Raw genomic sequence first — 23,709 nt, 5'->3', positions numbered from 1 at the left:
CCCTACAGAATCGCCGGCCCATCCAGCGCCACCGCCACCTGGGTGTCTGACACCGGCCCTTGAGCGCTGCGGGCGCGACCTTGCTCGAGGTGTCTGACACCCTACAGAATCGCCGGCCCATCCAGCGCCACCGCCACCTGGGTGTCTGACACCGTCCCAAGAACGCCACCGCTCAAACACCATCCCGCGCCGCCGGCGCAATCTTAGGCGCGACGGCCGCCGATACCGCAGCCTCTTTCACGCGCCCGATGAACGTCCATCTCAACATCACCGCCGCAGCCGCAATCACCGCGGCCAGCGCGGCGGACACCATCATTGCTGCTTTCGCGCCCTGCCATTCAATAACGAACGCATACGCAACAGGCGCCGCAGCAGTGAGCAGAAAGCTGGGGATCAACAACGCGCCAACCAGCGCGCCGTAGCTGCGGAAGTCAAACAGCGCCAGCGGCAGCGTGCCGCGGGTGATCGTCATGAGGCCGTTGCAGGCGCCGTAGAGCAGGGTGTAGGCGGCGGTGGCGTAAAGGTTGCCGCCGGGCACGAGGGCGAGCAGGAAGCACAGCGGGAGGGCCAGGGCCACTGCCAGGTTGAGCGTCAGCGGATGCAGCCGGGCGCCGACGAGGACGTCGCCTAAGCGGCCGGCGAATTGGCCGATGCCCCAAAGGGCGGCAACGGTAACGGCGGCAGCGGTGGCCAGGCCCAGGCCGGTCAGCAGCGAGAAAAGGTGCGCGGCGTTTCCGGCTGCCAGGAAGTTGGTCAGCATCGCCATGACGGCGTAGAGGGTGCCGGCCAGGCGGCGTTCGGCGGCGGTGCGGGTGAGGCCGGTGGAGGTCCTGCCAGGGTCGGTGGTGGACGCGGCGTAGCGGCGGCGGGGCAGGGCCAGGTGGAGGGGGATGGTGGCGAGGGCGAGGGCGGCGTAGCACCAGGCGGCGCCGCGCCAGCCCAGCCATTCGGCCAGGAAGTGTCCGACGGGCCACATGACGGTGGATGCGAGGCCGCCGAACAAGGTGATCTGGGACATGGGCCGGCGCGCGGCGGGGCCGGCGGCGCGGGCCAGCGTGGCGAAGGCGGCGTCGTACAGGCACAGGCGCATGCCGACGCCGAGCGCGGCCCAGGCGGTGAAGTAGAGCGTGTGCGAGTGCGTGATGGCGAGGAGGGCGCAGCCGAGTGCGGACAGCGCGGCGCCTGCGGGCATGACGAGGTGGCCGCCCCAGCGGTCCACCGCGGCCCCGGCGGCGGGCGACACCAGGGCCATGACGACGATGGCGGCGGAGAAGCCGCCGTAAATGGTGGCGGTGCTCCAGCCCAGGTCGGCGGTCATGGCCGGGCCGAGCGCGCCGATGAGATAGAAGGTGACGCCCCAGCCGACGAGCTGGGTCAAACCCAGGCAAATGACGGCGCGGGGGCGGATCATGGGCGTTGCGGGGGCGTGGTGTCGCCTTCGCCGAGGCTGCGCTGCATGAGGACGGTGTCGCGCCATTCGCCGTGTTTGTGGCCCACGGACCGCAGGGTGCCGACGGGGTGAAAGCCCTGGCTGGCGTGCAGCGCGAGCGAGGCGGCGTTGCGGCTGTCGCCGACGACGGCGAGCATCTGGCGCCAGCCGGCGGCGGTGCAGCGCTCGACCAGGGCGGCGAGCAGCTTGCCGCCGATGCCCAGTCCGGCGCGGCCGGCCTTGACGTAGACGGAGTCTTCGACGGTGTGCCGGTAGGCGGGGCGCGGGCGGTAGGCGGTGACGTAGGCGTAGCCGACGACTTCGCCGTTGATCTCGGCGACGAGGTGGGGCATCTCCTTTTCGAGGACGCCGGCGCGGCGCTGGCGCATTTCAGCGATGGAGGGCGGTTCAAGCTCAAAGGACGCGGTGCCGTGCTGCACGTGGTGCGCGTAGATGGTCTTGATGGCGGGCAGATCGGCTTCCGCGCTGTCGCGGATGAGGACGGTGGGCGAGTGGGGCGACATGGAAAGGGCCGGGGCGATCGAAAACGCCAGTGTGAGCCAAGGCAATTCATTAATAAAGCTTTGGTCTATTATGATTTTCATAAGAAAAACTTTGGTTAGACCATGCGCGGCTTGAATCTGGACCACCTGCGCACATTTGCGCAGGTCATCGAACTGGGCAGTTTTTCCGCCGCCGCCGAGCGCGGGGGCGTGACGCAGCCCGCCGTCAGCCTGCAGATCCGCCAACTGGAGCGGCGTTTCGGGCTGAAGCTGGTGGAGCGCGTCGGGCGGCGCGCGGGGCCGACGGCGGCGGGGCGGGAGTTGCTGGCCCACATCCGCGTGATCGACGGCGCGATTGCGCAGGCCGAGCAGGCGATGTCGTCGCATGCGTCGCAGGTGTCGGGACGGATCCGGCTTGGCACGGGCGCCACGGCGTGCACCTATCTGTTGCCGCCGGTGCTGGCGGATCTGCGCCAGCGGTTTCCGGCGCTGGACATTGTGGCCAGCACGGGCAATACGGCGGACATGCTGCGCGGGCTGGAAGCCAATACGTTGGACATCGTGCTGATCACGCTGCCGGCGCCGGGCCGCATGTTCCAGGCGACGCCGGTGATGGAGGACGAGTTCGTGGCGATCTTTCCGTCGCGCGATGCGGGCGCGATTCCCGAGGTCGTGACGCCGCAGTCGCTGGCGCGGCTGCCGCTGGTGCTGTTCGAGCCGGGCGCGCGCACGCGGCGGTTGGTGGATGACTGGTTCGAGGCGGCGGGCGTGGCGGCCAAGCCGATCATGGAGCTGGGCAGCACGGAGGCGATGAAGGAGATCGTGGGCGCCGGGCTGGGCTGCGCGGTGCTGCCGCGGTTGGCGGTATCGGGGGCGGGACGGCGCGACGCGTTGGAAGTGCGTTCGCTGACGCCACGGCTGTCGCGCGATCTGGCCATCGTCCTGCGGCGCGACAAGCCGCTCAGCCGCGGGCTGCGGCATTTGCAGGATGCGTTGGTGGCGTTGGGGGCGCGCACGCCATGACCGCGTCCCGCAAGATTCCCAAGCTTGCCGAACCGGACCTCTATCCCTACGAATCCTCGCGCCGTCCGGTGGCGGGGCTGGCCGTGGACTACTCGGACGGTCACCGCGTCAAGCGCCATCGCCACCGGCGCGGACAGCTTGTATATGCGATGTCCGGCGTGATGGTGGTGGACACCGACGCGGGCATCTGGGTCGTGCCGCCGACGCGCGGCGTCTGGGTGCCGGCGTGGGTATCGCACGGCATTCGCATGAGCGGCGAACCGCGCATGCGCACCGTTTTTGTCGAGCCGGGGGCGGCGGCGCACCTGCCGGCGCAGTGCTGCGTGCTGTCCGTGTCGCCGCTGCTGCGCGAATTGATGGCGGCCGCTGCCGAGGTGCCGCTGGATTGGGCGCCGGACACGCGCGACGGCCGGCTGATGATGCTGCTTCTGGATGAGCTGCGCCAGGAGCCCGTGCTGCCGCTGCATCTGCCGCAGCCTTCGGAGCCTCGCCTCGCGCGCATCTGCCGCGCCATCGTGCGGCATCCGGAACGGCAGGACGGGGCAGCGGACTGGGCGCGGGAATTGGGCGTGGATCCGAAGACGGTGCATCGGCTCTTCGTGCGTCACACGGGCATGACGTTCGGGCGCTGGCGCCAGCAGGCGAGGCTTCTGGCCGCGATGGAACGGCTGGCTCGGGGCGAGCGGGTGCTGGATGTGGCGCTGGATCTGGGCTACGAGAGCCCCAGCGCATTCGCGGCGATGTTCCGCAAGGCGCTGGGGGAGTCGCCCAGCGCCTTCGCGGCGCGCGGCGTGGCGTCCGCCTGACGGCCGCCGGCGGGCCGGCTGACTGCCGGCTGACCGCCGCGCGTCTGTTTCCGCGGCGCTCGCGGGCGGCCGGGCGCCGAAGCAGCGTATTATTTAGCGTTTTGCCGCCCACGCTAACAGCTACAGCCTGAGACAGATCATGCCGCACTACCGCTCCCGCACCTCGACCCACGGCCGCAACATGGCCGGCGCCCGCGCCTTGTGGCGCGCCACCGGCATGAAGGATGGCGACTTCGGCAAGCCGATCATCGCCGTGGTGAACTCGTTCACGCAGTTCGTTCCGGGCCACGTGCACCTGCGCGACCTGGGCGCGCTGGTGGCCAAGGAAATCGAAGCCGCCGGCGGTGTCGCCAAGGAATTCAACACCATTGCCGTGGACGACGGCATCGCCATGGGCCACGGCGGCATGCTGTATTCGCTGCCGTCGCGCGAACTCATCGCGGACTCGGTCGAATACATGGTCAACGCGCACTGCGCCGACGCCATGGTCTGCATCTCGAACTGCGACAAGATCACCCCGGGGATGCTGATGGCCGCCATGCGCCTGAACATCCCGGTCGTGTTCGTGTCGGGCGGCCCGATGGAAGCGGGCAAGGTCAAGTCGCCCACCGACGGCAAGGTCATCGCCAAGATCGATCTCGTCGACGCCATGATCAAGGCCGCCGACCCCAACGTGTCGGACGCCGAAGTGGCCGAAGTCGAACGTAGCGCCTGCCCCACGTGCGGCTCCTGTTCCGGCATGTTCACGGCCAACTCGATGAACTGCCTGACCGAAGCCATCGGCCTGGCCCTGCCCGGCAACGGCACCATCGTCGCCACGCACGCCTGGCGCAAGGGCCTGTTTGAACAAGCTGGCCGCCTGGTCGTGGACCTGTGCCGCCGCTACTACGTCGAAGAAGACGAATCCGTCCTGCCGCGCAACATCGCCACCAAGAGCGCGTTCCAGAACGCGATGGCGCTGGACGTGGCGATGGGCGGTTCGACCAACACCGTGCTGCACTTGCTGGCCGCGGCGCAGGAAGCCGGCGTGGACTTCACCATGGCCGACATCGACCGCATCTCGCGCAAGGTGCCGTGCCTGTGCAAGGCAGCGCCCGCCACCGACAAGTACCACATCGAAGACGTGCACCGCGCCGGCGGCATCCTGGGCATCCTGGGTGAACTGGCGCGCGCCGACCTGCTGGACCTGTCCTGCGGCAACGTGCACAGCGGCACGCTGGGCAACGCCATCCAGCAATGGGACGTGGCTGGCGACGCGGGCGAAGAAGCCAAAAAGTTCTACCGCGCAGCCCCCGGCGGCATCCCGACCACGGTCGCCTTCAGCCAGGACGCCACGTTCCTGACGCTGGACACGGACCGCAAGACGGGCTGCATCCGCAGCAAGGAAAGCGCCTATTCCAAGGACGGCGGCCTGGCCGTGCTGTACGGCAACCTCGCTGAAAAGGGTTGCATCGTCAAGACGGCCGGCGTGGACGAATCGCAGTGGGTCTTCACGGGCCGCGCGCGCGTCTTCGAAAGCCAGGACGACGCCGTCGAAGGCATCCTGGGCGACAAGGTCGTGGCGGGCGACGTGGTGGTGATCCGCTACGAAGGCCCCAAGGGCGGCCCCGGCATGCAGGAAATGCTGTATCCCACGTCCTACCTGAAGTCCAAGGGCCTGGGCAAGACCTGCGCGCTCTTCACCGACGGCCGCTTCTCGGGTGGCTCGTCGGGCCTGGTGATCGGCCACGCTTCGCCGGAAGCGGCGGAAGGCGGCACGATCGGCCTGGTCGAAGAAGGCGACACGATCGAGATCGACATCCCCAACCGCAAGATGCACCTGGCGGTTTCCGACGAGGAACTGGCCCGCCGCCGCGCCGCGATGGACGCGCGCGCCGACGGCTGGGAGCCGGTGGGCCGCGAGCGCGTGGTGTCGCAGGCGCTGCAGGCGTACGCAGCGCTGGCCACATCGGCCGACCGTGGCGCGGTGCGCGACCTGTCGCAACTCAAGCTGAAGGGCAAGCGCTGATTGGTTGATGGCGGGTTGATGTGAAAGGCGGCGCACTTCGTGCGCCGTTTTTTTTAGCTGAAGATGTTCGACGGGCATTTTGCTAGTGTCCGCATCGGGAAGATAAGAGCGAATTACAGCTTGCGGGTTGTAATCCGGAAATACAGTTTAAGATTTGTATTTATTAAATACAGCCTACGTTGCGTATTTCCTTTTTACAACCTAGAATCTGTAAATCTCACGTTCAAGGGTGGGCATGTCCGACTTCACCATCCGCACGGCGGACCAGCTTCCCGCTTTGCTCCGAGCCTTCCGCAAACAGGCCGGCATGACCCAGGCTGAGGCCGCCCTGCGTCTGGGCGTCACGCAGCAAACGCTTTCCGCATTCGAGCGCAATGCCGGAAAGCTCGGCGCTGACCGCCTGCTGGAGATTCTCGGCATCCTGGGCGTGGAAGTCGTGTTGCGGCAACGTGCAAAGTCCTCCGCGTCCGAATCATCGGCCACACCGGATTGGTAGCCATGGGCCGACGTTCGCACCACCGCGCCCTAGATCTCTGGATGAACGGGGACTTCGTGGGCGTCTGGAGCGTCCAGCCCCAGATTGGCGAGACGCTCCAGTACGACGACGCATGGATTGCGTCCGGCCGAGGCCGGCCACTCTCGCTTTCGCTCCCTTTCATGCCGGGCAACCCGCCGCTTCGCGGGCAGACGGTGCGCAGCTATTTCGAGAATCTGCTGCCCGACAGCCAGAACATTCGCGAACGTGTCGCACGACGGTTCCAGGCGGGATCCACCGATGCGTTCTCGTTGTTGGCTGAAGTTGGACGGGATTGCGTGGGCGCTGTTCAGGTCATGCCCCGCGGTGTGGCGCCTGACCCCGTGAAGCAGGTCGACGCCATTGCGCTTAGCGATGCGCAAGTGGCCCAGGTGCTGCGCAGCACCTTGACGCCCGGACCCTTGGCAGGCCGCAATGCCGATGACGATGACGGGTTCCGCATTTCGATCGCTGGGGCGCAGGAAAAGACGGCCATGCTGTCGCTCGATAACCGCTGGTGCAGGCCTCACGGCGCCACGCCGACGACGCATATCTTCAAGATGCCGCTCGGCCTCGTCGGCAATCTGAAGTTCGACATGAGCCACTCGGTGGAGAACGAGTGGCTGTGTTCCGAGATTCTCCATGCTTATGGGCTGCCGGTGGCCCGAACCCAACCTTTGATGTTTGAAGACATGAAGGTGCTGGCGGTCGAGCGGTTCGACCGCATGTGGTGGCGCAACGATGATGGCAAGCGCTGGCTGATCCGCCTGCCGCAGGAAGACATGTGCCAGGCGACTGGAACGCCGCCGCATCTGAAGTACGAATCCGACGGCGGGCCGGGCATGGGCAGCATCATGAAGCTGCTGGCCACCTCGGCTGAGCCCGATCGTGACCGGCGCACGTTTTTCCAATCGCAGGTCCTCTTCTGGATGTTGCGTGCCACGGATGGACACGCAAAGAACTTCAGCATTTTTCTGCGACCCGGCGGCGCGTACGAGCTCACGCCGCTGTACGACGTACTGTCTGCCTATCCCGTCATCGGTACTGGCGCAAACCAGCTGTCGCCGTTCAAGGCCCGCATGGCCATGGCTGTGCGCACCAAGAACACCCATTGGCTCATGCGCGACATCCTGCGACGGCATTGGCTCGCTGTCGGTGCAGAACATGGTGTTGTGGCGCCGGACGGCCGGGGTGTGGAGGCGGTGGTCGACGACTTGGTTTCACGTACTCCGCAAGTTGTGCGCGCGGTGCGAGACATATTGCCGCCCACGTTCCCCGAGCACGTGGCCGATACCATCCTCCACGGCCTGCAAGCCGCCGCCGACAGACTGGCTGCTTAGAAGATGGAGCCGAACCGATGTCCCTGAACTCCGACGCCCTGCGCCTCTTCCTCGGCGTGGTCGACGCCGGCTCCCTCAGCGCTGCCGCCGAGATGCTCGGCCAGACCGCATCCGGCGTCAGCCGTGGCCTGCATCGGCTTGAGGAGGACCTGGGCGTTACGCTGCTGAACCGGACGACGCGCCGCATGGAGCTGACCGAAGAGGGCCGGCATTTTCTGCCGAAGGCGCGCCAGATCGTGGCGGCGCTGAAAGAGGCCGAGGAGTGCATGCGCATGGTGCACCAGCGGCCGGCCGGCCGTTTGCGCGTGGACGCGTCGGTGCCGGTGATGCTGCACTGTGTGGTGCCGCACGTGGCCGAGTTTCGGCAGGCGTATCCGGAGATTTCGCTGGAGCTGACCAGCAACGATCGCATCGTGGATTTGATGGAGCATCGCACCGATGTCGCGCTGCGCATGGGGCCGCTGACCGATTCGACGCTGCACGCGCGAGCGTTGCGGCCGTCGCCGCGCTGGATGATGGCGAGTCCCGATTACATCGCGCGACGTGGCGCCCCGCGCACCGTGGAGGATCTGGCGCATCATGAGGTGCTGGGTTTCACGCAGCCGGAAAGCCTGAACCTCTGGCCGCTGCGTCATGCCGGCGGTTCAAGCTTTCAGGCGACGCCGACGTTGGCGACGTCAAGCGGTGAAACGCAGCGGCAACTGGCGCTGCGCGGCGTCGGCATCGCCTGCCTGTCGGATTTCGTCGTGCGCGAGGATATCGAGGCTGGGCGGCTGGTGAAGGTGCTGGAAAGCGAATATACCGATCACTTGCAGCCGATGCACGCGGTGTATCACCGCAATACGCAGCTGTCGCGGCGTATTGCGTGTTTTCTGGATTTTTACGCGAGCAGGATTTGAGGTGTGGGGCGGCGTTGTAATGCGCTGGTGTCGGACACCCGGGTAAGAGGCCCTGCATGCGCCGGTGTCAGACACCCGGGGCGAGACTCGTCAGCCTGAACCGGCCCCGCAAGGGTGTCAGACACCTAAGTGCGCGGCGTCATGCGCTGGTGTCAGACACCCGGGCAAGAGGCCCGTGGCCTTGAACCGGCCGCGCAGGGGTGTCAGACACCCGAATCGAGTAATGCGCAGGTGTCTGACCCCCTGGTGAGATGCTCGTCAGGATGGCGCGTGGCGGCAGGGTGTCAGACACTGATGAACGACGAAGCTGCCCGACACCTGTGGACAACTGCTACGCGTGCAGCGCCCGCCCAAACGCCGCCAGCACCGATTCATGCAACGTTTCCGACAGCGTCGGATGCGCGAACACCGTGTGCATCAGGTCCTCTTCGGTGGCCTCCAACGACGCCGCCACGCCATACCCCGTGATCAGCTCGGACGCCTCCGGGTGGATGATGTGCGCGCCCAGCAATTCCCCCGACTTGGCGTCGAACACCGTCTTGACGAGCCCCTGGTCCTCGCCCATCGCGATCGCCTTGCCGTTGCCGGCGAAGGTGAATTTGCCGACGCGGATGTCGCCGCCGGTCTTCGTGGCGTGTTCACGCGCGCGGGCCTCGGTCATGCCGATGCTGGCGACCTGCGGGTAGGAATACGTGCAGGCGGGAATGCGCAGCGGATCGATGGCGTGCACGGGCAACCCGGCGATGGCTTCCACGCACAGCACGGCTTCGTGGCTGGCCTTGTGCGCAAGCCACGGGGCGCCGGCCACGTCGCCGATCGCGTAGACGCCGGGCTCGCCGGTGCGGCACAGGCCGTCGGTGACGATGTGCGTCATCTCGATCTTGACGCGCGTCTTCTCCAGTCCCAGGTTCTCGACGTTGCCGACGATGCCGGCGGCGACGATGACGCGGTCGAAGGTCTGTTCGACCTTCTTGCCTTCGTGCTCCAACGTCACCTTGACGCCGTCGGCGGTGGTCGACGAGGCCGTCACCGCGCAACGCGTCAGCACGCGGATGCCTTGCTTCTCGAAGGCCTTGCGCGCCAGTTGCGAAATCTCGGCGTCTTCCTGCGGCAGGATCTCCGGCGTCATGTCGATCAGCGTGACCTCTGCGCCCACCGCGCGATAGAAGCTGGCGAACTCGGCGCCGATGGCGCCCGCGCCCACGACCAGCAGCGACTTCGGGATCTCGGTCGGAACCAGAGCCTGCCGGTAGGCCCAGATGCGTTCGCCCACGGGCAGCGCCGGCAGTTCGCGGGCGCGTGCGCCGGTGGCCAGGACGATGTGCTTGGCCGACAGCGCGGCGCCGTTGTCCAGCGCCAGTTTGCCCGCGCCCGCAAGCCGGGCGGTGGCGGCGAACGCCGTTACGCCATTCTTCTTCATCAAGTGCGCCACGCCCTGGCCCAACCGGCCGGCCACTTTCCGCGACCGGGCGACCATGGCGGCCAGATCGGGACGCGCCTCGCCCGCGCCCGTCACGCCGTAGTGCGCGGCCTCGCGGCAGACGCGCAGCACGGTGGCGCTGTGCAGCAGCGCCTTGGTGGGAATGCAGCCCCAGTTCAGGCAGATGCCGCCCAGTTCGGCGCGCTCGACCAGCGCGACCGACATGCCCAACTGCGCGGCGCGGATCGCGGCGACATAACCGCCCGGCCCGCCGCCCACCACCACCAGATCAAAACTCGTCTTTGTCATGGCGGGGCTCACAGCAGGATGCGCACGGGGTTTTCGATCAACGCGCGGAACGCGGCCAGCCAGCGTGCGCCAACCGCGCCGTCCACGACGCGATGGTCGGCAGACAGCGTCACCGTCATCACGGTGGCGGCGGCGAGCTGCCCCTCATCGTCCACCACCGGGCGTCGTTCGGCCGCGCCGACGGCCAGGATGGCAGCCTGCGGCGGGTTGATGATGGCGGCGAACTGGCTGATGCCGTACATGCCCAGGTTGCTCACGGTGAGCGAGCCGCCCGTGAATTCCTCGGGTTTCAGGCGATTGACCTTGGCGCGCTTGGCCAGCTCGACGATCTCCGTCGCGACGGCGGACAGCGACTTCACGTCGGCGTCGCGCACGATGGGCGTGACCAGGCCGCCGTCGGTAGCGACCGCCACCGAGATGTCCGCGCCGGCGTGATATTCGATGTCGTCGTCGTGCCAGGACGCGTTGACCTCCGGCACCTCGCGCAGCGCCAGCGCGGCGGCGCGGACGATGAAGTCATTGACCGACAGCTTGACCGCGCCGCCGTGGTTGGCCTGCGCGCGCAGGGCCAGCAGCGCATCCATGCGGCAGTCGACGGTCAGGTAGAAGTGCGGCACGTGCTGCTTGCTTTCGGTGAGGCGGCGCGCGATGGCGCGGCGCATGCCGGTGTGCGGCACGCGGCGCGCGGCGGGGCGGCCAGCGAGCGGCGCGGCGGCGGGCGCCGCTGCCGGCGCACGGTCGCGCGCTGCTTCAACATCGCGACGCACGATGCGGCCATGCGGGCCGGTGCCGGTGACGCCCAGCAGGTCGACATGCCATTGCGCGGCAAGGCGCCGGGCGACGGGGCTGGCGAAGAGCCGGCCGCCGGGGACGGCTGCGGTCGAGGATGCGGAAGCGGAAGACGCGGGGTTCGCGGCCACGTTGCCGGTTTGCTGCGGGGCAGAGGCAGCGCCGGTCGTGGCGTTGCTGGCTGCTGGCGCGACCGATGGGGCGGCGGCGGCAGCCACCGCCGCACCACCGTGCTCAGCCAACGCACGATCAATCGCCGCCGCGTCCTCGCCGTCCGCGATCAGCACGCCGATCACGGTATTGATCGGCACCGATGCCGGCCCGGCCTGGACCACGATGCGGCCCAGCACGCCGGCCTGTTCGGCGTTGATCTCGACGATGGCCTTTTCGGTTTCGACTTCCGCCAGCGCATCGCCGACGGCAACGCGGTCGCCTTCCTGCTTGAGCCACTGATGCAGGATGCCGCCCGAGGCGTCGGCGGCTACAGATGGGAGCTTGATGAGGTATGCCACGATGTTCTTCCTATTCAGCGGCGCCGGCCAGGTCGGGCCGGTACGCGGCGGGGTCGTCGTATTCGACGAGTTCGAGCACATTGCCTTCGGGGTCGCGGAAGAAGGCGAGCCACGTGCCGGGCCGCACTTCCATGGGCGCGGGCGCGCTATCGAAGACGACGCCCTTCGATTCCAGATCGCGCACCACGCCGCGCAGGTCGCGCACGATGAAGGTGAGGTAGGCGGCGCCCTGGCGGTCCAGAATCGCCGCGCCGCGCACCGCGGGCTCGGGCGCGACGGCCGGTTGCAGCAGCTTGATGCGCTCGCCGTACGGCGTCTGCAGGCGCGCGACGTCGTAGCCGTGCGCCGTGAGGCCCGTTGCCCGCGCCTTGTCGACGGGCACGGTCACGCGGTTTACCAGCGTCAATCCCATGACGCCGGTGTAGAACGCGGCCAGCGCATCCAGGTCGGTGCAGCAAATGCCGACTTCCATCGGCACGGTCATGTGCAGGGCGCTCATCGCCGTTCCCCCAGATCGGCCAGCACGTCGGCCAGACCCGCCATCACCTCGTCGGTGTCGGCGAACGCCGCGCGTTCCAGCACCTTCGAGATGCTGGGCGAGGCCTCGCCGCCGGTGACGCGCTTGACCGGCTGGTCCAGCCAGTCGAAGTAGCGGCGCTGGATCTCGTCGGCCAGCATGGCGCCGTAAGACGTGCCACGCGCGCCTTGCTCCACGATCAGCACGTTGTTGGTCTTCTGAATGCTGGCGCCGATGGTGTCCCAGTCCAGGCTGGCGCGGTCCAGCGTGCGCAGGTCGATGACTTCGGCGTCCACGCCGGCCTGTTCGGCGGCCGCCAGCGCGCGGCTGACCATGGACAGGTACGTCAGGATGGTGACCTTGCCGCCTTCGCGGCGCACTTGTGCGCGGCCGAAGGGGATGGCGTAGTCCAGGTCGCCGTCGGGCACGTCCCCCGACGAGGCGTACAGATCCACGTGCTCGATGACCAGCACCGGGTCCTTGGACGCGAGCGCCGTGTTCATCAGGCCGACGTAATCGTGCGGCGTGGACGGCGCAACGATGCGCCAGCCGGGCGCCGTGGCAAAGATGCCGGCCGGGTCCATCGAGTGCTGCGAGCCGTAGCCCGTGCCCATCGCGACCTTGGTGCGCAGCACGAACGGCACGTCGATGTCGCCGCCGAACATGTGACGCGCCTTGCCGATCTGGTTGAAGATCTGGTCTGCCGCGACCCACATGAAGTCCGGGTACATGAATTCCACGACGGGCTTGTAGCGGCCGTCCATGGCCAGCCCGCCGCCCAATCCGGCAAAGGCGTTCTCGGAGATCGGCGTGCCCAGGACGCGGTCCGGGTACTTGTCTTTGAGGCCGCGCGTGGCGCCGTTGGTGCCGCCCTTCAGACGGTGCACGTCTTCGCCCAGTACGACGACGCCCGGGTCGGTTTCCATGCGTCGGTCCAGCACGTCTGCGACCGCATCGACGAACTTGCGCGTCACCTTGGCGCCGGTGTGGTCGGCGGCCTCCTGGTAGCGCAGGCCTTCCAGTTCAGCGCCGTCGCTGCGCAGGCCCACGTCGCGGAAATCAGGGCTGGGCCACAGGTCGGCACGCACGCGGCGCTTGCCGCCGTCCGCTGCTTCGGTCAGGCGGCCGGACACCTCCTTCATCACGTCCTTGCAGCGCTGGCGCAGCGCGTCCACCCCGGCCTGCGTGACGAGCTTGCGGGCGATCATTTCCGAGGCGATGCGGTCCAGCGGATCGCGCTGACGCCATTGCGCCTCTTCGTCCTTGGTGCGGTAGCCGAAGGCGCTGCCGGGGAAGGGGCCGTTCTGGTGGAAGAAGCGGTACACGTCCACTTCGACGATGGTCGGACCGTTGCCGGCACGCATGTGGGCAACGGCCTCCGACATCGCCAGGTGTACGGCCAGCGGGTCCATGCCGTCGACCTTCCACGAAGGAATGTTGAAGGCCAGACCGCGCGCGGACAGGCGCGGTTCGGCGGTGGATTCTTCCACGGTCGTGGATACGGCGTAACGGTTGTTCTCGATGAAGAAGCACAGCGGCGTCTTCCACGCGGCGGTCAGGTTCATCGTTTCCAGAACAGAGCCGATGTTGACCGCGCCGTCACCGAAGTACGTCACGGCCACGCGGTCCGTGCCCGCGTGCTTGTGCGCCCAGCCCGCGCCGGCCGCCAGCGGCACGCCGCCGCCGACGATCGCGTTGGTGCCCAAGGCGCCGGCTTCCAGCCAGCGCAAGTGCATGCTGCCGCCGCGGCCGCGGCAATAGCCATTGGCCAGGCCCATGATCTCGGCCAACGTCTTGTGCAGGACTTCGTCGATGGCGGGCGTCAACGGGTTGCGCGGATCCAGTCCGAGCGGCGCCACGTGCTGCAGCGCCTTCGCAAGAAACTGGTGGTGGCCGCGATGCGAGCCGTTGATCTGGTCGCCGGCGCCCAGCGCCAGCACTGAACCGACCGCGCCGCCTTCCTGGCCCACGGACGAGTGCGCGGGGCCGTGCACCAGGCCTTCGGCGGCCAGTTCCAGCACGGCTTCCTCGAAAGCGCGGATCCAGTGCAGTTGGGTCAGCATCGTGCCGAGCAGCGCGGGGTCCGCCTGCTGCCAGTCCGAGGCCTCGGCCGTCAGTTGCCGCCAGGGCGCCTGGGGCTCGAGCGGGTGGTAGGTGGCCATGAGTGAATCTCCAGTGTGTTTTTTGAGCGTCGGGGCAATCAGAGGTAGCTGTAGCGGCTCCAGCCGCCGTCGGCCACCAGGGTGTGTCCGGTGATGTAGGCGGCCTGGCGCGAGGCCAGGAATACCGCCAGGTCTGCCATTTCGGCCGGCTGCGCCATGCGGCGTAGCGGCGTGCGTTGCTTGAGGCGTTCGGGATCCAGCCGGCCGCGCGCCGCCAGGTCGCGCACCAGGTCGGTCTCGACATAGCCCGGCGCCAGCGCGTTGACGCGCACGCCCGCAGGGCCCCATTCGACGGCCAGCGTCTCGGTCAGCAGCACCACAGCGCCCTTGGTGGCGCAGTAGGCGGCGCGGTCGGGGGCCGCCACCACGCCGTACATGGAGGCCAGGTTGATGATGCTGCCGGACCCTGCGGGCACCATGCGCCGGCCGGCGGCCTGCGCGCACAGGAAGACCCCGGTCAGGTTGATGTCCACGGCGCGGCGCCATTCGTCCACGGTGACTTCCAGCGTGGGCTTGTTGGCCGAAATGCCGGCGTTGTTGACCAGCACGTCAATGCGGCCCCAGGTCTGTGCAACCTGCGCGAAGGCGCGCTCGACCGCGTCGGCGTCGGTGACGGACGCCTGCACGGCCAAGGCCTGCACGCCGGTGCCCGATGCCGCCAGACTTGCGACGGCGGCCTCCAGCGCGGCGGCATCCATGTCCAGCAGCGCAACGCGTGCGCCCTGGCGCGCAAACGCCTGCGCCGTGCTGTAGCCGATACCCTTTGCGCCGCCGGTGATGACGACCTTCTGGCCGCGCAGCTCCGGGTGAATGACTTCAGTGGTGTTGTCCACGATGTGTGCCTGTAATGGATGAGTTCGTCAGCCGGCTAGACCGCCAGCCATTCCTGGACCACGTCCTGACGCTCGTGCAGCTGCGCGGGCGGTCCTTCGAACACGATGCGCCCGTGGCCCATCACGCTCACGCGCGTGGACACTTTCAGCGCAATCGTCAGCTTCTGCTCGACCAGCACCACCGACACGCCCTGCTTGTGGATATCCCGGATCACGTCGGCGATCACCTCGACGATCTTGGGCGCCAGGCCTTCGGTGGGCTCGTCGATCAGGATGACCTTGGGGTTGCCCAGCAGCGAGCGGCACATGGTCAGCATCTGCTGCTCGCCGCCCGACAGGTTGCCCGCCTTTGTGCTGCTGCGTTCCTTCAGGCGCGGGAAGTAGTCGAACATCTGCGCCACGGTCCAATTCGGCGCATCGTCGCGCCGAGGTTGCTCGCCCATGCGCAGGTTCTCGTCCACCGTCAGGTTGGCGAAGACCTCGCGCTCCTCGGGCACGAAGGCCAGGCCGGCGCGCGCGATCTCGAAGGGGCGCTTGTTGGTGATGTCGCGGCCTTCGATGGCGATGCGGCCGCCGGTCACGTCCACCAGGCCCATGATGCTTTTCATGGTGGTGGAGCGGCCCGCGCCGTTGCGGCCAAGCAGGCTGACGACTTCGCCGCGCCCGATCGACAGGTCGATGCCGTGCAGGATGTGGCTCTTGCCGTAATGGGCATGCACGCCCTGCAGGGACAAGAGGGGGGATTGCGTCGTCATACCGTTTCCTCTCCCAGGTAGGCCTCGCGCACGCGGGCGTCGCCGCGGATCGCGGCGGGCGTGCCGGTGGCCAGGATCTCGCCGTAGACCAGCACGCTGATGCGGTCGGCCAGCGAGAACACCACCTGCATGTCGTGCTCGACGATCAGCAGGGTGCAGTCGCGCGTCACATCCTTGATGAGTTCGACCGTGTAGTCGACCTCGTGCTGCGACATGCCGGCCATGGGTTCATCCAGCAGGATCACCTTCGGGCGCGACGCCAGCGTCATGCCGATTTCCAGCGAGCGCTGTTCGGAGTAGTTCAGGTCGCCGGCCGCGGTGGCCTGCTTGGCCGTCAGCCGCACCTTTTCCAGCAGGCGGTCGACGTCTTCGTTCACGGCGCGGTTGCGCGCAATCGGCCGCCAGAAGTTGTAGACCAGCCCGTGCATGCGCAGCACCGCCAGCCGCAGGTTCTCGCGCACCGACAGGCGCGGGAACACGTTGGTGATCTGGAACGAGCGCGCAAGGCCAAGCCGGTTGATGGCCTCGGGCGCCAGGCCGCCGATGGACCGCGAGCGCAGGCTGATGTCGCCCGACGTGGGCGCGAACGAGCCCGACATCAGGTGAAACAGCGTGGACTTGCCCGCGCCGTTGGGGCCGATGACGGCGTGGCGTTCGCCGGCTTCAATCGCCAGGTTCACGCCGCGGATGATCTGCGCTTCACCAAAGGATTTGCGCACGTCGGTCAGGGTCAGGATCTCGTGGCTCATTTGGCGGGCTCCAGCAGAGGGGCGGCTTCGCCGGCGTCGCGCCACAGGGTCAGCGCCCAGCGGCAGGCGGCAAGGCCGGCGGCGAACAGCGCCAGCGGCACCAGCCAGGTCGACAGGGCAAGCGGCGCCCACTCCTGGCCGAACAGCGGGATGGCAGGCCAGCCGGCCTCGGGATTCATGGCGAGCAACGCGCGGTAATCGCGCGCGAACATGCGTTGCAAGAGTTCCACGGTGAAGACGGTGGCGCCGGTCAGCAGCAGGCCGCCAGCCACCGACACCGCGGCGCGCGGCAGCCAGTTGGCCAGTCCGCGCTCGCGCAGCGATTTGGCCGCGCGCTGCACCAGTCCGACCAGGCCGTCCGGCACGAACAGCATCACCAGCACGAAGAGCACGCCTTGGTACAGCAGCCACGACCGCGTGATGTCGGCCAGCGTCTGCGACAGGAACGTCAGGATGGACGCGCCCAGCACCGGTCCAAGGAACGCGTTGACGCCGCCGATGTAGGCAAACAGCACCGCATCGGTGGACAGCTTGACCTCGAACAGCACGTAGTTGCCGGCCTCGATGTTCAGCGCCTGCAGGCCGCCTGCGATGCCGGCAAACATCGCCGACAGCGCGAACACCATGGTCTTGAGCGCGTGCGGGCGGTAGCCCAGGTAGCGCAGACGGTTGGCGTTCTCGCGCAGGCCCAGCGTCAGGCGGCCCAGCGGCGTGCGCGTCAGGCCGTACAGCGCGGCCAGCGACACCACCACCCACGCCAGCACCAGGTAATAGACCTCGATGTCGGAGCCGAAGGTAAAGCCCCACGCCGGCATGCGCATGGCGGACACGCCCGCCTCGCCGCCGAAGACGCTCTTCAGATGCGGCGCCAGCGCGTGCAGCAGTTCGGCCAGCGCCAGCGTGATCATCGAAAAGTACACGCCCGAGCGCATGGTGGCGAACCAGCCGGCGACCACGCCGAACAGCAGCCCGGCCACGCCGCCGACGAGCGGCATCAGCGGGGTAGGCAGCAGGCCCGCGCCGCCCAGCGCATTCATCGCATGGATGGTGGCAAACGTCCCGACACCAAAGTACGCGGCATGGCCAAAGGACAGCATGCCGCCCTGGCCGGCCAGCAGGTTGAAGGCGCACGCAAACAATGCGGCGATCAGCATCTGCACGGCCGCCACGAGCTGGCCCGCAGGCAGCAGCCAGGGCAGGGCGCACAGCGCGGCCACACACAGAATCAACAGCAGCGCGCCCGTGGCGCGGCCGGTGGAGGTAGCGGTATGGCTCATGCCTGCTCTCCCTTCAGGCCCGACGGCTTGACCAGCAGCACCACCAGCATCAACAGGAACGGCAGCGTCGCGGCCAGGCTGGAGATCTTCACCGTCATCAGGCCACCCACGCTTTCGGCCCAGTCACGTGCGCCGAACAGGCCGAACAGCGTCGCGAGGCTGGCGTCGATGCCAACCGAGAACGAGCTGATCAAACCGATCAGCAGCGAGGCGATCATCGCGCCTTCCAGCGAACCCAGTCCGCCGACCACGACCACCACGAACACCAGCACGCCCAGTTCCAGCGCCATGTTCGGATTGGTGGTGTAGAACGCGCCCGCCACCGCACCGGCAAGGCCCGCCATCGCGGCGCCCACGCCGAACACGCTCATGAAGACGAGCGGCACGTTGTGGCCCAGCGCCTCGGCCATGCGCGGACGATAGATGGCCGAGCGCACCACGATGCCCACGCGGGTGCGCGACAGCAGCAGGTAGATCACCGCGAACATCGCGATCGACACGCCGCCCATCAGCAGGCGGTAAAAGGGATAGTCCGCATCGAACACGCGGAACGCCGCGAAGTTCAGGAACTGCGGCACACGGTAGTCGACAGGGAAGTCGCCGTAGAAGAGCTTGACCAACTCGGCGACGATGAACGCCAGGCCGAAGGTCACCAGCAACTCCTGCGCGTGGCCGAACTTGTGCACACGGCGCAGGAAGAAGCGTTCGACGCCCATGCCCAGCACGCCCGAGATGATCGTGGCCAGCACGAGGGCCGCCCAGAAGCCCGTGACGGGCGTCAACGTGTAGGCGGCGTAGGCGCCAATCATGTAGAACGAGGCGTGCGCAAAGTTCAGCACGCCCATCATTCCGAAAATCAGTGTCAGGCCTGCCGACACCATGAATAGCAGCAGGCCGTAGATCACGCCGTTCAACAGCGAGACGGTAAAGTATTCCATGTCCGCTCCAGGATTCTTGCGCGGGACGCCAAGCGTCCCGCGATCGATTGCGCACGTTGTTTTTGCCCGGCCCGCGCCGGGAGTGCGCTTGTCATGTGCCGAGGGCGGCCCGCGCGCTTCTCAGCGCACAGGCCGCCGCGCCGGCATCACTTCGGACGTTGCATCTTGCAGGTGGCCTGCACCGGCGCGGACACGTCCGCCGCCGCCAGCACCTTGACCGGTTCAAAGCCCATGTCGGTGCCGTCAGCCTTGTACTTGGCGTTCTTGCCGACCTTGGACACGACCATCGGCAACTGCACTTGGTGGTCTTCGGCGCGCATCGTGTAATCGCCCAGCGCCGACTTGTAGGTGACCTGCTCCAGCGCCACGGCCAGTTCGGGCACCGACAGCTTGCCGTCCTTGGGCTTGACCTGCTTCAAGGCTTCGCCCAGGAAGCGCACGCCGATCACGGTCTGCGGCTCGGTGTAGCTGGGGTAGTGGCCGGTCTTGGACTTGTAGTCCTCGGCAAACTTCGCACCTTCCTCGCCTGCGGCCTCGATGTTGTACGGATGCGCGATGTAATGGCCCATCGCGACCTCGCCGGCGTTGGCCAGGTTTCCGACCTGATCCAGGAACACCGTGGCAAAGCGCACCTTCAGGCCGGCGGCCTGCGTGGCCTTCATGAGCAGCAGCAGGTCGTTGGACCAGTTGCCGGTGATCACCGTGTCCGGCGTGGCCGAACGGATGCGCGCGACGTAGGGCGCGAAGTCCTGGATCTTGTTGACCTCGTGCAGCGTCTTGCCCACCACCTCGTAGCCGTAGTCCTTGGCAAAGCGCTCGGTCGCGCCTTCCATGTCCTGGCCCCAGGAGTAGTTCTGGTTGATGGCGTACACGCGCTTGCCCAGCGTGCCGTCGGCCGACATCACCGACGCCAGCGCCTTCACGCGCAGGTCGGCGTTGGTGGTGAAGCGGAAGTGGTAGAAGTGGCACTTCTGGCCGGTCAGCTCAAGCGCCTCGCCGCCCACGTTCAGGAAGACGATTTCCTTGCCGGGGTTGCGCAGGTTGTGCTTGCGCACGTCTTCCGTCAACTGGCCGGAAATCGCCGATGACGACCCCTGCACCAGCACCTGCACGCCCTCGGCGGCGGCGGCTCGGAAGCGGTCCGAGGCGCCCACGGGGCCGCCCTGGTTGTCGAACTCCACCAGCTCCAGCGGCTGGCCGTTCCAGCCGCCGGCCGCGTTGATGCGGTCCAGCTCGTATTTGACGGCGGCGCGGAACATCAGGCCGGTCGAGGCCTGCGGGCCCGATAGCGTTTCGATCAGGCCGATCTTGACGGGCGCGGCGTGGGCGGTGGCGGTGGCGGCGAGTCCGGCCAGGCACAGCAGACCGGTGGTGAAAGCCAATTTCATGCGTGTCTCCTCCGTGGAACGGGAGTGTGTGATTGCGTGGGTCAGGCAGGCGCGCACGCCGCATCGCCGGCGCACCGCAAGGGCGCAACAGCGATGGGGAGTGAAGACTGGGGGATGGCGGTGGCCACGGACGCGCGAGGCGCCGGGGCGAAACGCCAGCCGGGCAGGGCATGAAGCCGCCGGGGCGTCTGAAGGTGCGCCATCGGACGTGCCGAGGGCGCGGATGCGGTCATGCTGCCGGTGAAGTTCACCTGGTTGTCCCCTGCCTGTTTATGCGGCGTGTCGCCGTGTTTTTCTGACCGACTTGCCTGAAAGCGTCAGTTGATTTACGCTTTCTCCACAAGTTGTCAGGCAACTTTATCAAGTTGTCCGATAAATCATAGGCCAGGCATTTTTCTCGTGTCAAGCAACGGATTCAGCGGTTCAATCAGAATTCGCACGGTTGCCGCGACAGCGCCGCGGACCGCAAAAAACAGCTTCAGGAGACAGGATGATTTCGTTTGAGGGGCAGGTTGCCGCCATCACCGGTGCGGGCAACGGCATCGGGCTGGCCACGGCGCGCCTCATGGCCGCGCACGGCGCGCGGCTGGTGCTGACCGACATCGACAACGCGCGGCTGCAGGAGGTTGCGGCCGAGCTGGACCCCAGCGGGCAGCGCGTCTACACGCATGCGCTGGACGTATCGGTGTCGCACGATTGCGAACGGGTGTTCGAGGCCGCGGCCAAGCATTTCGGTGGGCTGGACCACCTGGTCCACTGCGCGGGCATCTACCCGGAACAGCTCGTCAAGGACACCAGCGACGAGTCCTGGCGCACGCTGATGCGCGTGAACCTGGACGGCACGTTCTACGTGTGCCGCGCCGCCCAGCGCCATCTGCGCCATGACGGTTCGATCGTGCTGCTCACGTCGCTGGCCGCGCAGCGCGGCAGCTATGCGCACGCCGCCTATTCCGCGTCCAAGGGCGCGGTGCAGAGCTTCACGCGCAGCCTGGCGCTGGAACTGGCCCCGCAGATCCGCGTGAACGCGGTGGCGCCCGGCATCATCGCCACGTCCATGACGCACGACCTGATCGGGCAGAAGGGCGCGCAGTTGCTGGAAAGCACGCCGCTGCGCCGCTTCGGCACGGCCGAGGAGATCGCCGGGACCATCGCGTTCCTGTGTTCGCCGCTGGCGGCATTTGTGACGGGCGAGGTCATGCAGGTCAATGGCGGGATCTATATCGCTTAAAGTGCAGGAACGCGGCGTACCGGGAAAACCGGCAAATCCATAATTCCCCGGACGCTGCCGCCACGCATTCTGTCAGGACCCCACGCGAGACATTCCTATAAACATGGCCGCCGTGTCCACGCGCCGCCCTCACGTTTGAAGATCCCCATGCAGCCCAGTCAAGAACCCGATCCGACGCGCGCCGCGCCTCGCAGTTCGCTATCCGCGGCGGTGGCGGATGCCCTGGCCGACCAGATACGCCAAGGCGTGCTGGCCCCCGGCGACCGCCTGCCTACCGAAAAGCAATTGACCGAGATGCACTCGGTCAGCCGCGCGGTCGTGCGCGAAGCCCTGGCCCGCCTCAAGTCCGAAGGCCTGGTCACGTCGCAGCAGGGCAGCGGCGTATTCGTCGACCCCAATTTCCAAAAGAACGCCTTCCGTATCGCCGCGCCCACGCCCGGCGACAACCAGGATCTGGAACACATCCTGGAGCTGATGCTGTCCATCGAGGTCACGGCGGCGCGCTATGCGGCGCAGCGGCGCACCGATCCTGATTTGAAGAAGATGCGGCAGGCGCTGGTGGGCATGGAATACGCGCTCATCAACGACAAGCTGGGCGACGAGGAAGACTATCAATTCCACCAGGCGATCGTGCAGGCCACGCACAATCCGCATCTGGTGGCGCTGAACGATTATCTGGAAGCCAACGTGAGGCGCGTCATCCGCAGCGCGCGCAACAACACCGCGCGCATGTATGCCGAGCGCATGGCCGCGGTGCAGAGCGAGCATCAGGCCATCTTCGCGGCCATCGAAGCCGGCGACCCCGATGCCGCGGGCCGCGCGGCCGAGCAGCATCTGCGCAACGCGGCGGATCGGCTGCGGTTGTTTCAGGCGGAGCGCCCGGCGCCGGTGTGAACGCGGGGCCGGGCCGCTCTTACGCGAAGGTCTGCTCCATCTCGCGCCGGAACTGCACCGCCGTCGAACGTTCGTCATACTCCACGTCGCGCCAGCGGATCGCTTGCGACTGCCGCACGGGATTCTTCAGCTTGACCTTGTTCGACAGCCCCAACGGCAGATAGCCTTCCTCGACCGAATCGGGCGCCGGCATCAGGCGCCCGTACACCGTGTAACCGCCTTCACCGTCCAGAACCTGCCCGGCCTGCAGGTCGCGCTTGGCGGTGGCCACGACGTCGCCGTGCCAGCCGGCCGGCGCACCCGTCGGCTCGCGCCGCAGCCCCACGCTGGCCACACTGATGCCCAGCTCCAGACCGATCAGGTGGTACGGCTTGTACATCGCGGTGAAATTGCCGCTGGGATCGGTGACCAGGCCATATTCCTGAAAGCACCGCCGCACGTAGTCGCTATCGGCCGCCAGCGTGACGTACACGCCCCAGCGCAGGTCGCGGAACACCGGGCGGCCGTCGCGTTCCAGCGACGAAATCACCTCGACCTGGCCGCGATGATGCAGCATGCCGCCGTCCTCGCGGGGACGCAGCACGCGCGCCAGGTCGTCCACGCCGCACGGCGGAAAGTGCAGGCCCGACGGCGAGGGCAGAAGACCCGTCGCATTGGAGACGGCCGCCATCTCGATGGCGCTTTTGGTGCCGTCCAGGAAACTGTTGAACATCTGCGCGTTGAAGTCGCCCGCCGCCACCATTTCGGCGGTGAAGCCGTAATAGGGCCAGACGGTGTCGGGCGTGGACGTGTGGAATTCGGGCAGGTATTTGGTGCCCTTGCCGGCAGCCATGACTTCGAAGCCGCTGGCGCGGGCCCAGTCCACCATTTCGCAGATCAGCGCGGGCTGGTCGCCGTAGGCCAGCGAGTAGACGATGCCCGCCTCGCGCGCGCGGCGCGCCAGCAGCGGGCCGGCCAGCGCGTCGGCTTCGACGTTGACCATGATGATGTGCTTGCCGTATTCGCAGCAGGTCAGCACATGGGTGATGCCGGCGGCCGCCTGGCCGGTGGCGTCGATGACGATGTCCACGTCGGGACTGGCGATGACGGTGCGCGCATCGTCGCAGAAATAGACCTTGCCGTTCTTGTACGCGTCATTGATGCTGCTGGCGTTGAGCGCGCCTGCTGGCCAGCCGACGCGGGTCAGCGCGGCGCGGGCCCGGTCCGGCACCAGATCCGCCACCGCGACCAGGCGCATGCCCGGCGTGCGCGGGGCCTGGCTCATGAACATCGCGCCGAACTTTCCGGCGCCCAACAATGCGACTCGCAGCGGCTTGTGGTCGGCTTCTCGCTGCTTGAGCAGACGGTACAGATTCATGGCGCGGGCTCCTCCTGGGTGGGGCGTACGACTCCACAGGATAGTCCCAAACGATGACG

The 23,709-nt window shown here is 67.5% G+C and carries 21 protein-coding genes; 8 read left to right on the top strand and 13 right to left on the bottom strand.

The window, feature by feature from the left end; all coding sequences use genetic code 11:
• Positions 1-172: 172 nt before the first annotated feature.
• Positions 173-1,411, bottom strand: coding sequence for an MFS transporter (locus RT697_RS22050; RefSeq protein ID WP_313701786.1), 1,239 nt, complete (start codon positions 1,409-1,411; stop codon positions 173-175).
• Positions 1,408-1,953, bottom strand: coding sequence for a GNAT family N-acetyltransferase (locus RT697_RS22045; RefSeq protein WP_105240945.1), 546 nt, complete (start codon positions 1,951-1,953; stop codon positions 1,408-1,410). The genes RT697_RS22050 and RT697_RS22045 overlap by 4 nt, the downstream gene beginning before the upstream one ends.
• 102 nt (positions 1,954-2,055) lie before the next feature.
• Between RT697_RS22045 and RT697_RS22040 the strand changes: the two genes are divergently transcribed.
• The 6 genes from RT697_RS22040 to RT697_RS22015 all read left to right on the top strand — a co-directional run bounded on the left by RT697_RS22040 (position 2,056) and on the right by RT697_RS22015 (position 8,522).
• Positions 2,056-2,955 (top strand): LysR family transcriptional regulator, encoded by a 900-nt coding sequence (locus RT697_RS22040; protein ID WP_313701784.1) that lies wholly within the window; start codon positions 2,056-2,058, stop codon positions 2,953-2,955.
• Positions 2,952-3,761: a helix-turn-helix transcriptional regulator gene (locus RT697_RS22035; protein WP_313701782.1), complete on the top strand. Its 810-nt coding sequence runs from the start codon at positions 2,952-2,954 to the stop codon at positions 3,759-3,761. Before RT697_RS22040 ends, RT697_RS22035 begins: the two co-directional genes overlap by 4 nt.
• A gap of 139 nt (positions 3,762-3,900) precedes the next feature.
• Positions 3,901-5,769: a dihydroxy-acid dehydratase gene (gene ilvD / locus RT697_RS22030; RefSeq protein ID WP_313701781.1), complete on the top strand. Its 1,869-nt coding sequence runs from the start codon at positions 3,901-3,903 to the stop codon at positions 5,767-5,769.
• A gap of 235 nt (positions 5,770-6,004) precedes the next feature.
• Positions 6,005-6,265, top strand: coding sequence for a helix-turn-helix transcriptional regulator (locus RT697_RS22025; RefSeq protein WP_313701779.1), 261 nt, complete (start codon positions 6,005-6,007; stop codon positions 6,263-6,265).
• A gap of 2 nt (positions 6,266-6,267) precedes the next feature.
• Positions 6,268-7,623, top strand: a complete 1,356-nt coding sequence (locus tag RT697_RS22020) for a type II toxin-antitoxin system HipA family toxin (RefSeq protein ID WP_409517475.1) — start codon at positions 6,268-6,270, stop codon at positions 7,621-7,623.
• Positions 7,624-7,640: 17 nt separating this feature from the next.
• Complete coding sequence (locus RT697_RS22015; RefSeq protein ID WP_313701775.1) at positions 7,641-8,522, top strand: LysR family transcriptional regulator; 882 nt, start codon at positions 7,641-7,643, stop codon at positions 8,520-8,522.
• 331 nt (positions 8,523-8,853) lie between these two features.
• Here RT697_RS22015 and lpdA read toward each other — a convergent pair whose 3' ends face one another.
• The 10 genes from lpdA to RT697_RS21965 all read right to left on the bottom strand — a co-directional run bounded on the left by lpdA (position 8,854) and on the right by RT697_RS21965 (position 20,171).
• A complete protein-coding gene (gene lpdA, locus RT697_RS22010; RefSeq protein ID WP_313701774.1) occupies positions 8,854-10,251 on the bottom strand; it encodes a dihydrolipoyl dehydrogenase in 1,398 nt (465 codons plus the stop codon).
• Between the two features lie 8 nt (positions 10,252-10,259).
• Positions 10,260-11,552: a pyruvate dehydrogenase complex dihydrolipoamide acetyltransferase gene (locus RT697_RS22005; RefSeq protein WP_313701772.1), complete on the bottom strand. Its 1,293-nt coding sequence runs from the start codon at positions 11,550-11,552 to the stop codon at positions 10,260-10,262.
• 10 nt (positions 11,553-11,562) lie between these two features.
• The gene (locus RT697_RS22000; RefSeq protein ID WP_313701771.1) at positions 11,563-12,051 is read right to left on the bottom strand and encodes a VOC family protein; all 489 of its coding nucleotides are present in this window, start codon (positions 12,049-12,051) and stop codon (positions 11,563-11,565) included.
• Positions 12,048-14,231: a dehydrogenase E1 component subunit alpha/beta gene (locus RT697_RS21995; RefSeq protein WP_313701769.1), complete on the bottom strand. Its 2,184-nt coding sequence runs from the start codon at positions 14,229-14,231 to the stop codon at positions 12,048-12,050. The genes RT697_RS22000 and RT697_RS21995 overlap by 4 nt, the downstream gene beginning before the upstream one ends.
• A 38-nt stretch (positions 14,232-14,269) precedes the next feature.
• Positions 14,270-15,064 (bottom strand): SDR family oxidoreductase, encoded by a 795-nt coding sequence (locus RT697_RS21990; protein ID WP_313701767.1) that lies wholly within the window; start codon positions 15,062-15,064, stop codon positions 14,270-14,272.
• Between the two features lie 35 nt (positions 15,065-15,099).
• A complete protein-coding gene (locus RT697_RS21985; protein WP_313701765.1) occupies positions 15,100-15,819 on the bottom strand; it encodes an ABC transporter ATP-binding protein in 720 nt (239 codons plus the stop codon).
• Positions 15,816-16,568 carry an ABC transporter ATP-binding protein gene (locus tag RT697_RS21980; RefSeq protein ID WP_313067697.1) on the bottom strand — a complete coding sequence of 251 codons (753 nt, stop codon included), beginning with the start codon at positions 16,566-16,568 and terminating at the stop codon, positions 15,816-15,818. Before RT697_RS21980 ends, RT697_RS21985 begins: the two co-directional genes overlap by 4 nt.
• Positions 16,565-17,845 (bottom strand): branched-chain amino acid ABC transporter permease, encoded by a 1,281-nt coding sequence (locus RT697_RS21975; protein WP_313701763.1) that lies wholly within the window; start codon positions 17,843-17,845, stop codon positions 16,565-16,567. The genes RT697_RS21980 and RT697_RS21975 overlap by 4 nt, the downstream gene beginning before the upstream one ends.
• Positions 17,842-18,783 (bottom strand): branched-chain amino acid ABC transporter permease, encoded by a 942-nt coding sequence (locus tag RT697_RS21970; RefSeq protein WP_056559748.1) that lies wholly within the window; start codon positions 18,781-18,783, stop codon positions 17,842-17,844. Before RT697_RS21970 ends, RT697_RS21975 begins: the two co-directional genes overlap by 4 nt.
• Positions 18,784-18,929: 146 nt before the next feature.
• Entirely contained in the window at positions 18,930-20,171 is a 1,242-nt protein-coding gene (locus RT697_RS21965) for a branched-chain amino acid ABC transporter substrate-binding protein (RefSeq protein WP_313701762.1), read from the bottom strand.
• Positions 20,172-20,661: 490 nt separating this feature from the next.
• Here RT697_RS21965 and RT697_RS21960 point away from each other — a divergent pair, with 490 nt between their 5' ends.
• Together RT697_RS21960 and RT697_RS21955 are read left to right on the top strand one after the other, a co-directional pair.
• Positions 20,662-21,399 (top strand): SDR family NAD(P)-dependent oxidoreductase, encoded by a 738-nt coding sequence (locus RT697_RS21960; protein WP_313701761.1) that lies wholly within the window; start codon positions 20,662-20,664, stop codon positions 21,397-21,399.
• A gap of 147 nt (positions 21,400-21,546) precedes the next feature.
• Positions 21,547-22,293: a FadR/GntR family transcriptional regulator gene (locus RT697_RS21955; protein ID WP_313701759.1), complete on the top strand. Its 747-nt coding sequence runs from the start codon at positions 21,547-21,549 to the stop codon at positions 22,291-22,293.
• A gap of 19 nt (positions 22,294-22,312) precedes the next feature.
• Here RT697_RS21955 and RT697_RS21950 read toward each other — a convergent pair whose 3' ends face one another.
• Positions 22,313-23,650, bottom strand: a complete 1,338-nt coding sequence (locus RT697_RS21950) for a flagellar biosynthesis protein FlgA (RefSeq protein WP_313701758.1) — start codon at positions 23,648-23,650, stop codon at positions 22,313-22,315.
• Positions 23,651-23,709 lie beyond the last annotated feature (59 nt).

Source organism: Achromobacter sp., from assembly GCF_032113835.1.
Lineage (GTDB): Bacteria > Pseudomonadota > Gammaproteobacteria > Burkholderiales > Burkholderiaceae_B > Achromobacter.
Note: the sequence above shows the minus strand (reverse complement) of the source record. Positions and strands in the feature narration are given on the sequence as shown.

Excerpts from the sequence above, each read along its gene's own strand:
- RT697_RS21955 (WP_313701759.1), top strand. The coding sequence starts at position 21,547 with ATGCAGCCCAGTCAAGAACCCGATCCGACGCGCGCCGCGCCTCGCAGT.
- RT697_RS21965 (WP_313701762.1), bottom strand. The coding sequence starts at position 20,171 with ATGAAATTGGCTTTCACCACCGGTCTGCTGTGCCTGGCCGGACTCGCC.
- RT697_RS22040 (WP_313701784.1), top strand. The coding sequence starts at position 2,056 with ATGCGCGGCTTGAATCTGGACCACCTGCGCACATTTGCGCAGGTCATC.
- RT697_RS21980 (WP_313067697.1), bottom strand. The coding sequence starts at position 16,568 with ATGAGCCACGAGATCCTGACCCTGACCGACGTGCGCAAATCCTTTGGT.
- RT697_RS22050 (WP_313701786.1), bottom strand. The coding sequence starts at position 1,411 with ATGATCCGCCCCCGCGCCGTCATTTGCCTGGGTTTGACCCAGCTCGTC.
- RT697_RS22015 (WP_313701775.1), top strand. The coding sequence starts at position 7,641 with ATGTCCCTGAACTCCGACGCCCTGCGCCTCTTCCTCGGCGTGGTCGAC.
- RT697_RS21995 (WP_313701769.1), bottom strand. The coding sequence starts at position 14,231 with ATGGCCACCTACCACCCGCTCGAGCCCCAGGCGCCCTGGCGGCAACTG.
- RT697_RS21985 (WP_313701765.1), bottom strand. The coding sequence starts at position 15,819 with ATGACGACGCAATCCCCCCTCTTGTCCCTGCAGGGCGTGCATGCCCAT.
- RT697_RS22020 (WP_409517475.1), top strand. The coding sequence starts at position 6,268 with ATGGGCCGACGTTCGCACCACCGCGCCCTAGATCTCTGGATGAACGGG.
- ilvD (WP_313701781.1), top strand. The coding sequence starts at position 3,901 with ATGCCGCACTACCGCTCCCGCACCTCGACCCACGGCCGCAACATGGCC.
- RT697_RS21970 (WP_056559748.1), bottom strand. The coding sequence starts at position 18,783 with ATGGAATACTTTACCGTCTCGCTGTTGAACGGCGTGATCTACGGCCTG.
- RT697_RS22035 (WP_313701782.1), top strand. The coding sequence starts at position 2,952 with ATGACCGCGTCCCGCAAGATTCCCAAGCTTGCCGAACCGGACCTCTAT.
- lpdA (WP_313701774.1), bottom strand. The coding sequence starts at position 10,251 with ATGACAAAGACGAGTTTTGATCTGGTGGTGGTGGGCGGCGGGCCGGGC.
- RT697_RS21975 (WP_313701763.1), bottom strand. The coding sequence starts at position 17,845 with ATGAGCCATACCGCTACCTCCACCGGCCGCGCCACGGGCGCGCTGCTG.
- RT697_RS22000 (WP_313701771.1), bottom strand. The coding sequence starts at position 12,051 with ATGAGCGCCCTGCACATGACCGTGCCGATGGAAGTCGGCATTTGCTGC.
- RT697_RS21960 (WP_313701761.1), top strand. The coding sequence starts at position 20,662 with ATGATTTCGTTTGAGGGGCAGGTTGCCGCCATCACCGGTGCGGGCAAC.
- RT697_RS22025 (WP_313701779.1), top strand. The coding sequence starts at position 6,005 with ATGTCCGACTTCACCATCCGCACGGCGGACCAGCTTCCCGCTTTGCTC.
- RT697_RS22045 (WP_105240945.1), bottom strand. The coding sequence starts at position 1,953 with ATGTCGCCCCACTCGCCCACCGTCCTCATCCGCGACAGCGCGGAAGCC.
- RT697_RS21950 (WP_313701758.1), bottom strand. The coding sequence starts at position 23,650 with ATGAATCTGTACCGTCTGCTCAAGCAGCGAGAAGCCGACCACAAGCCG.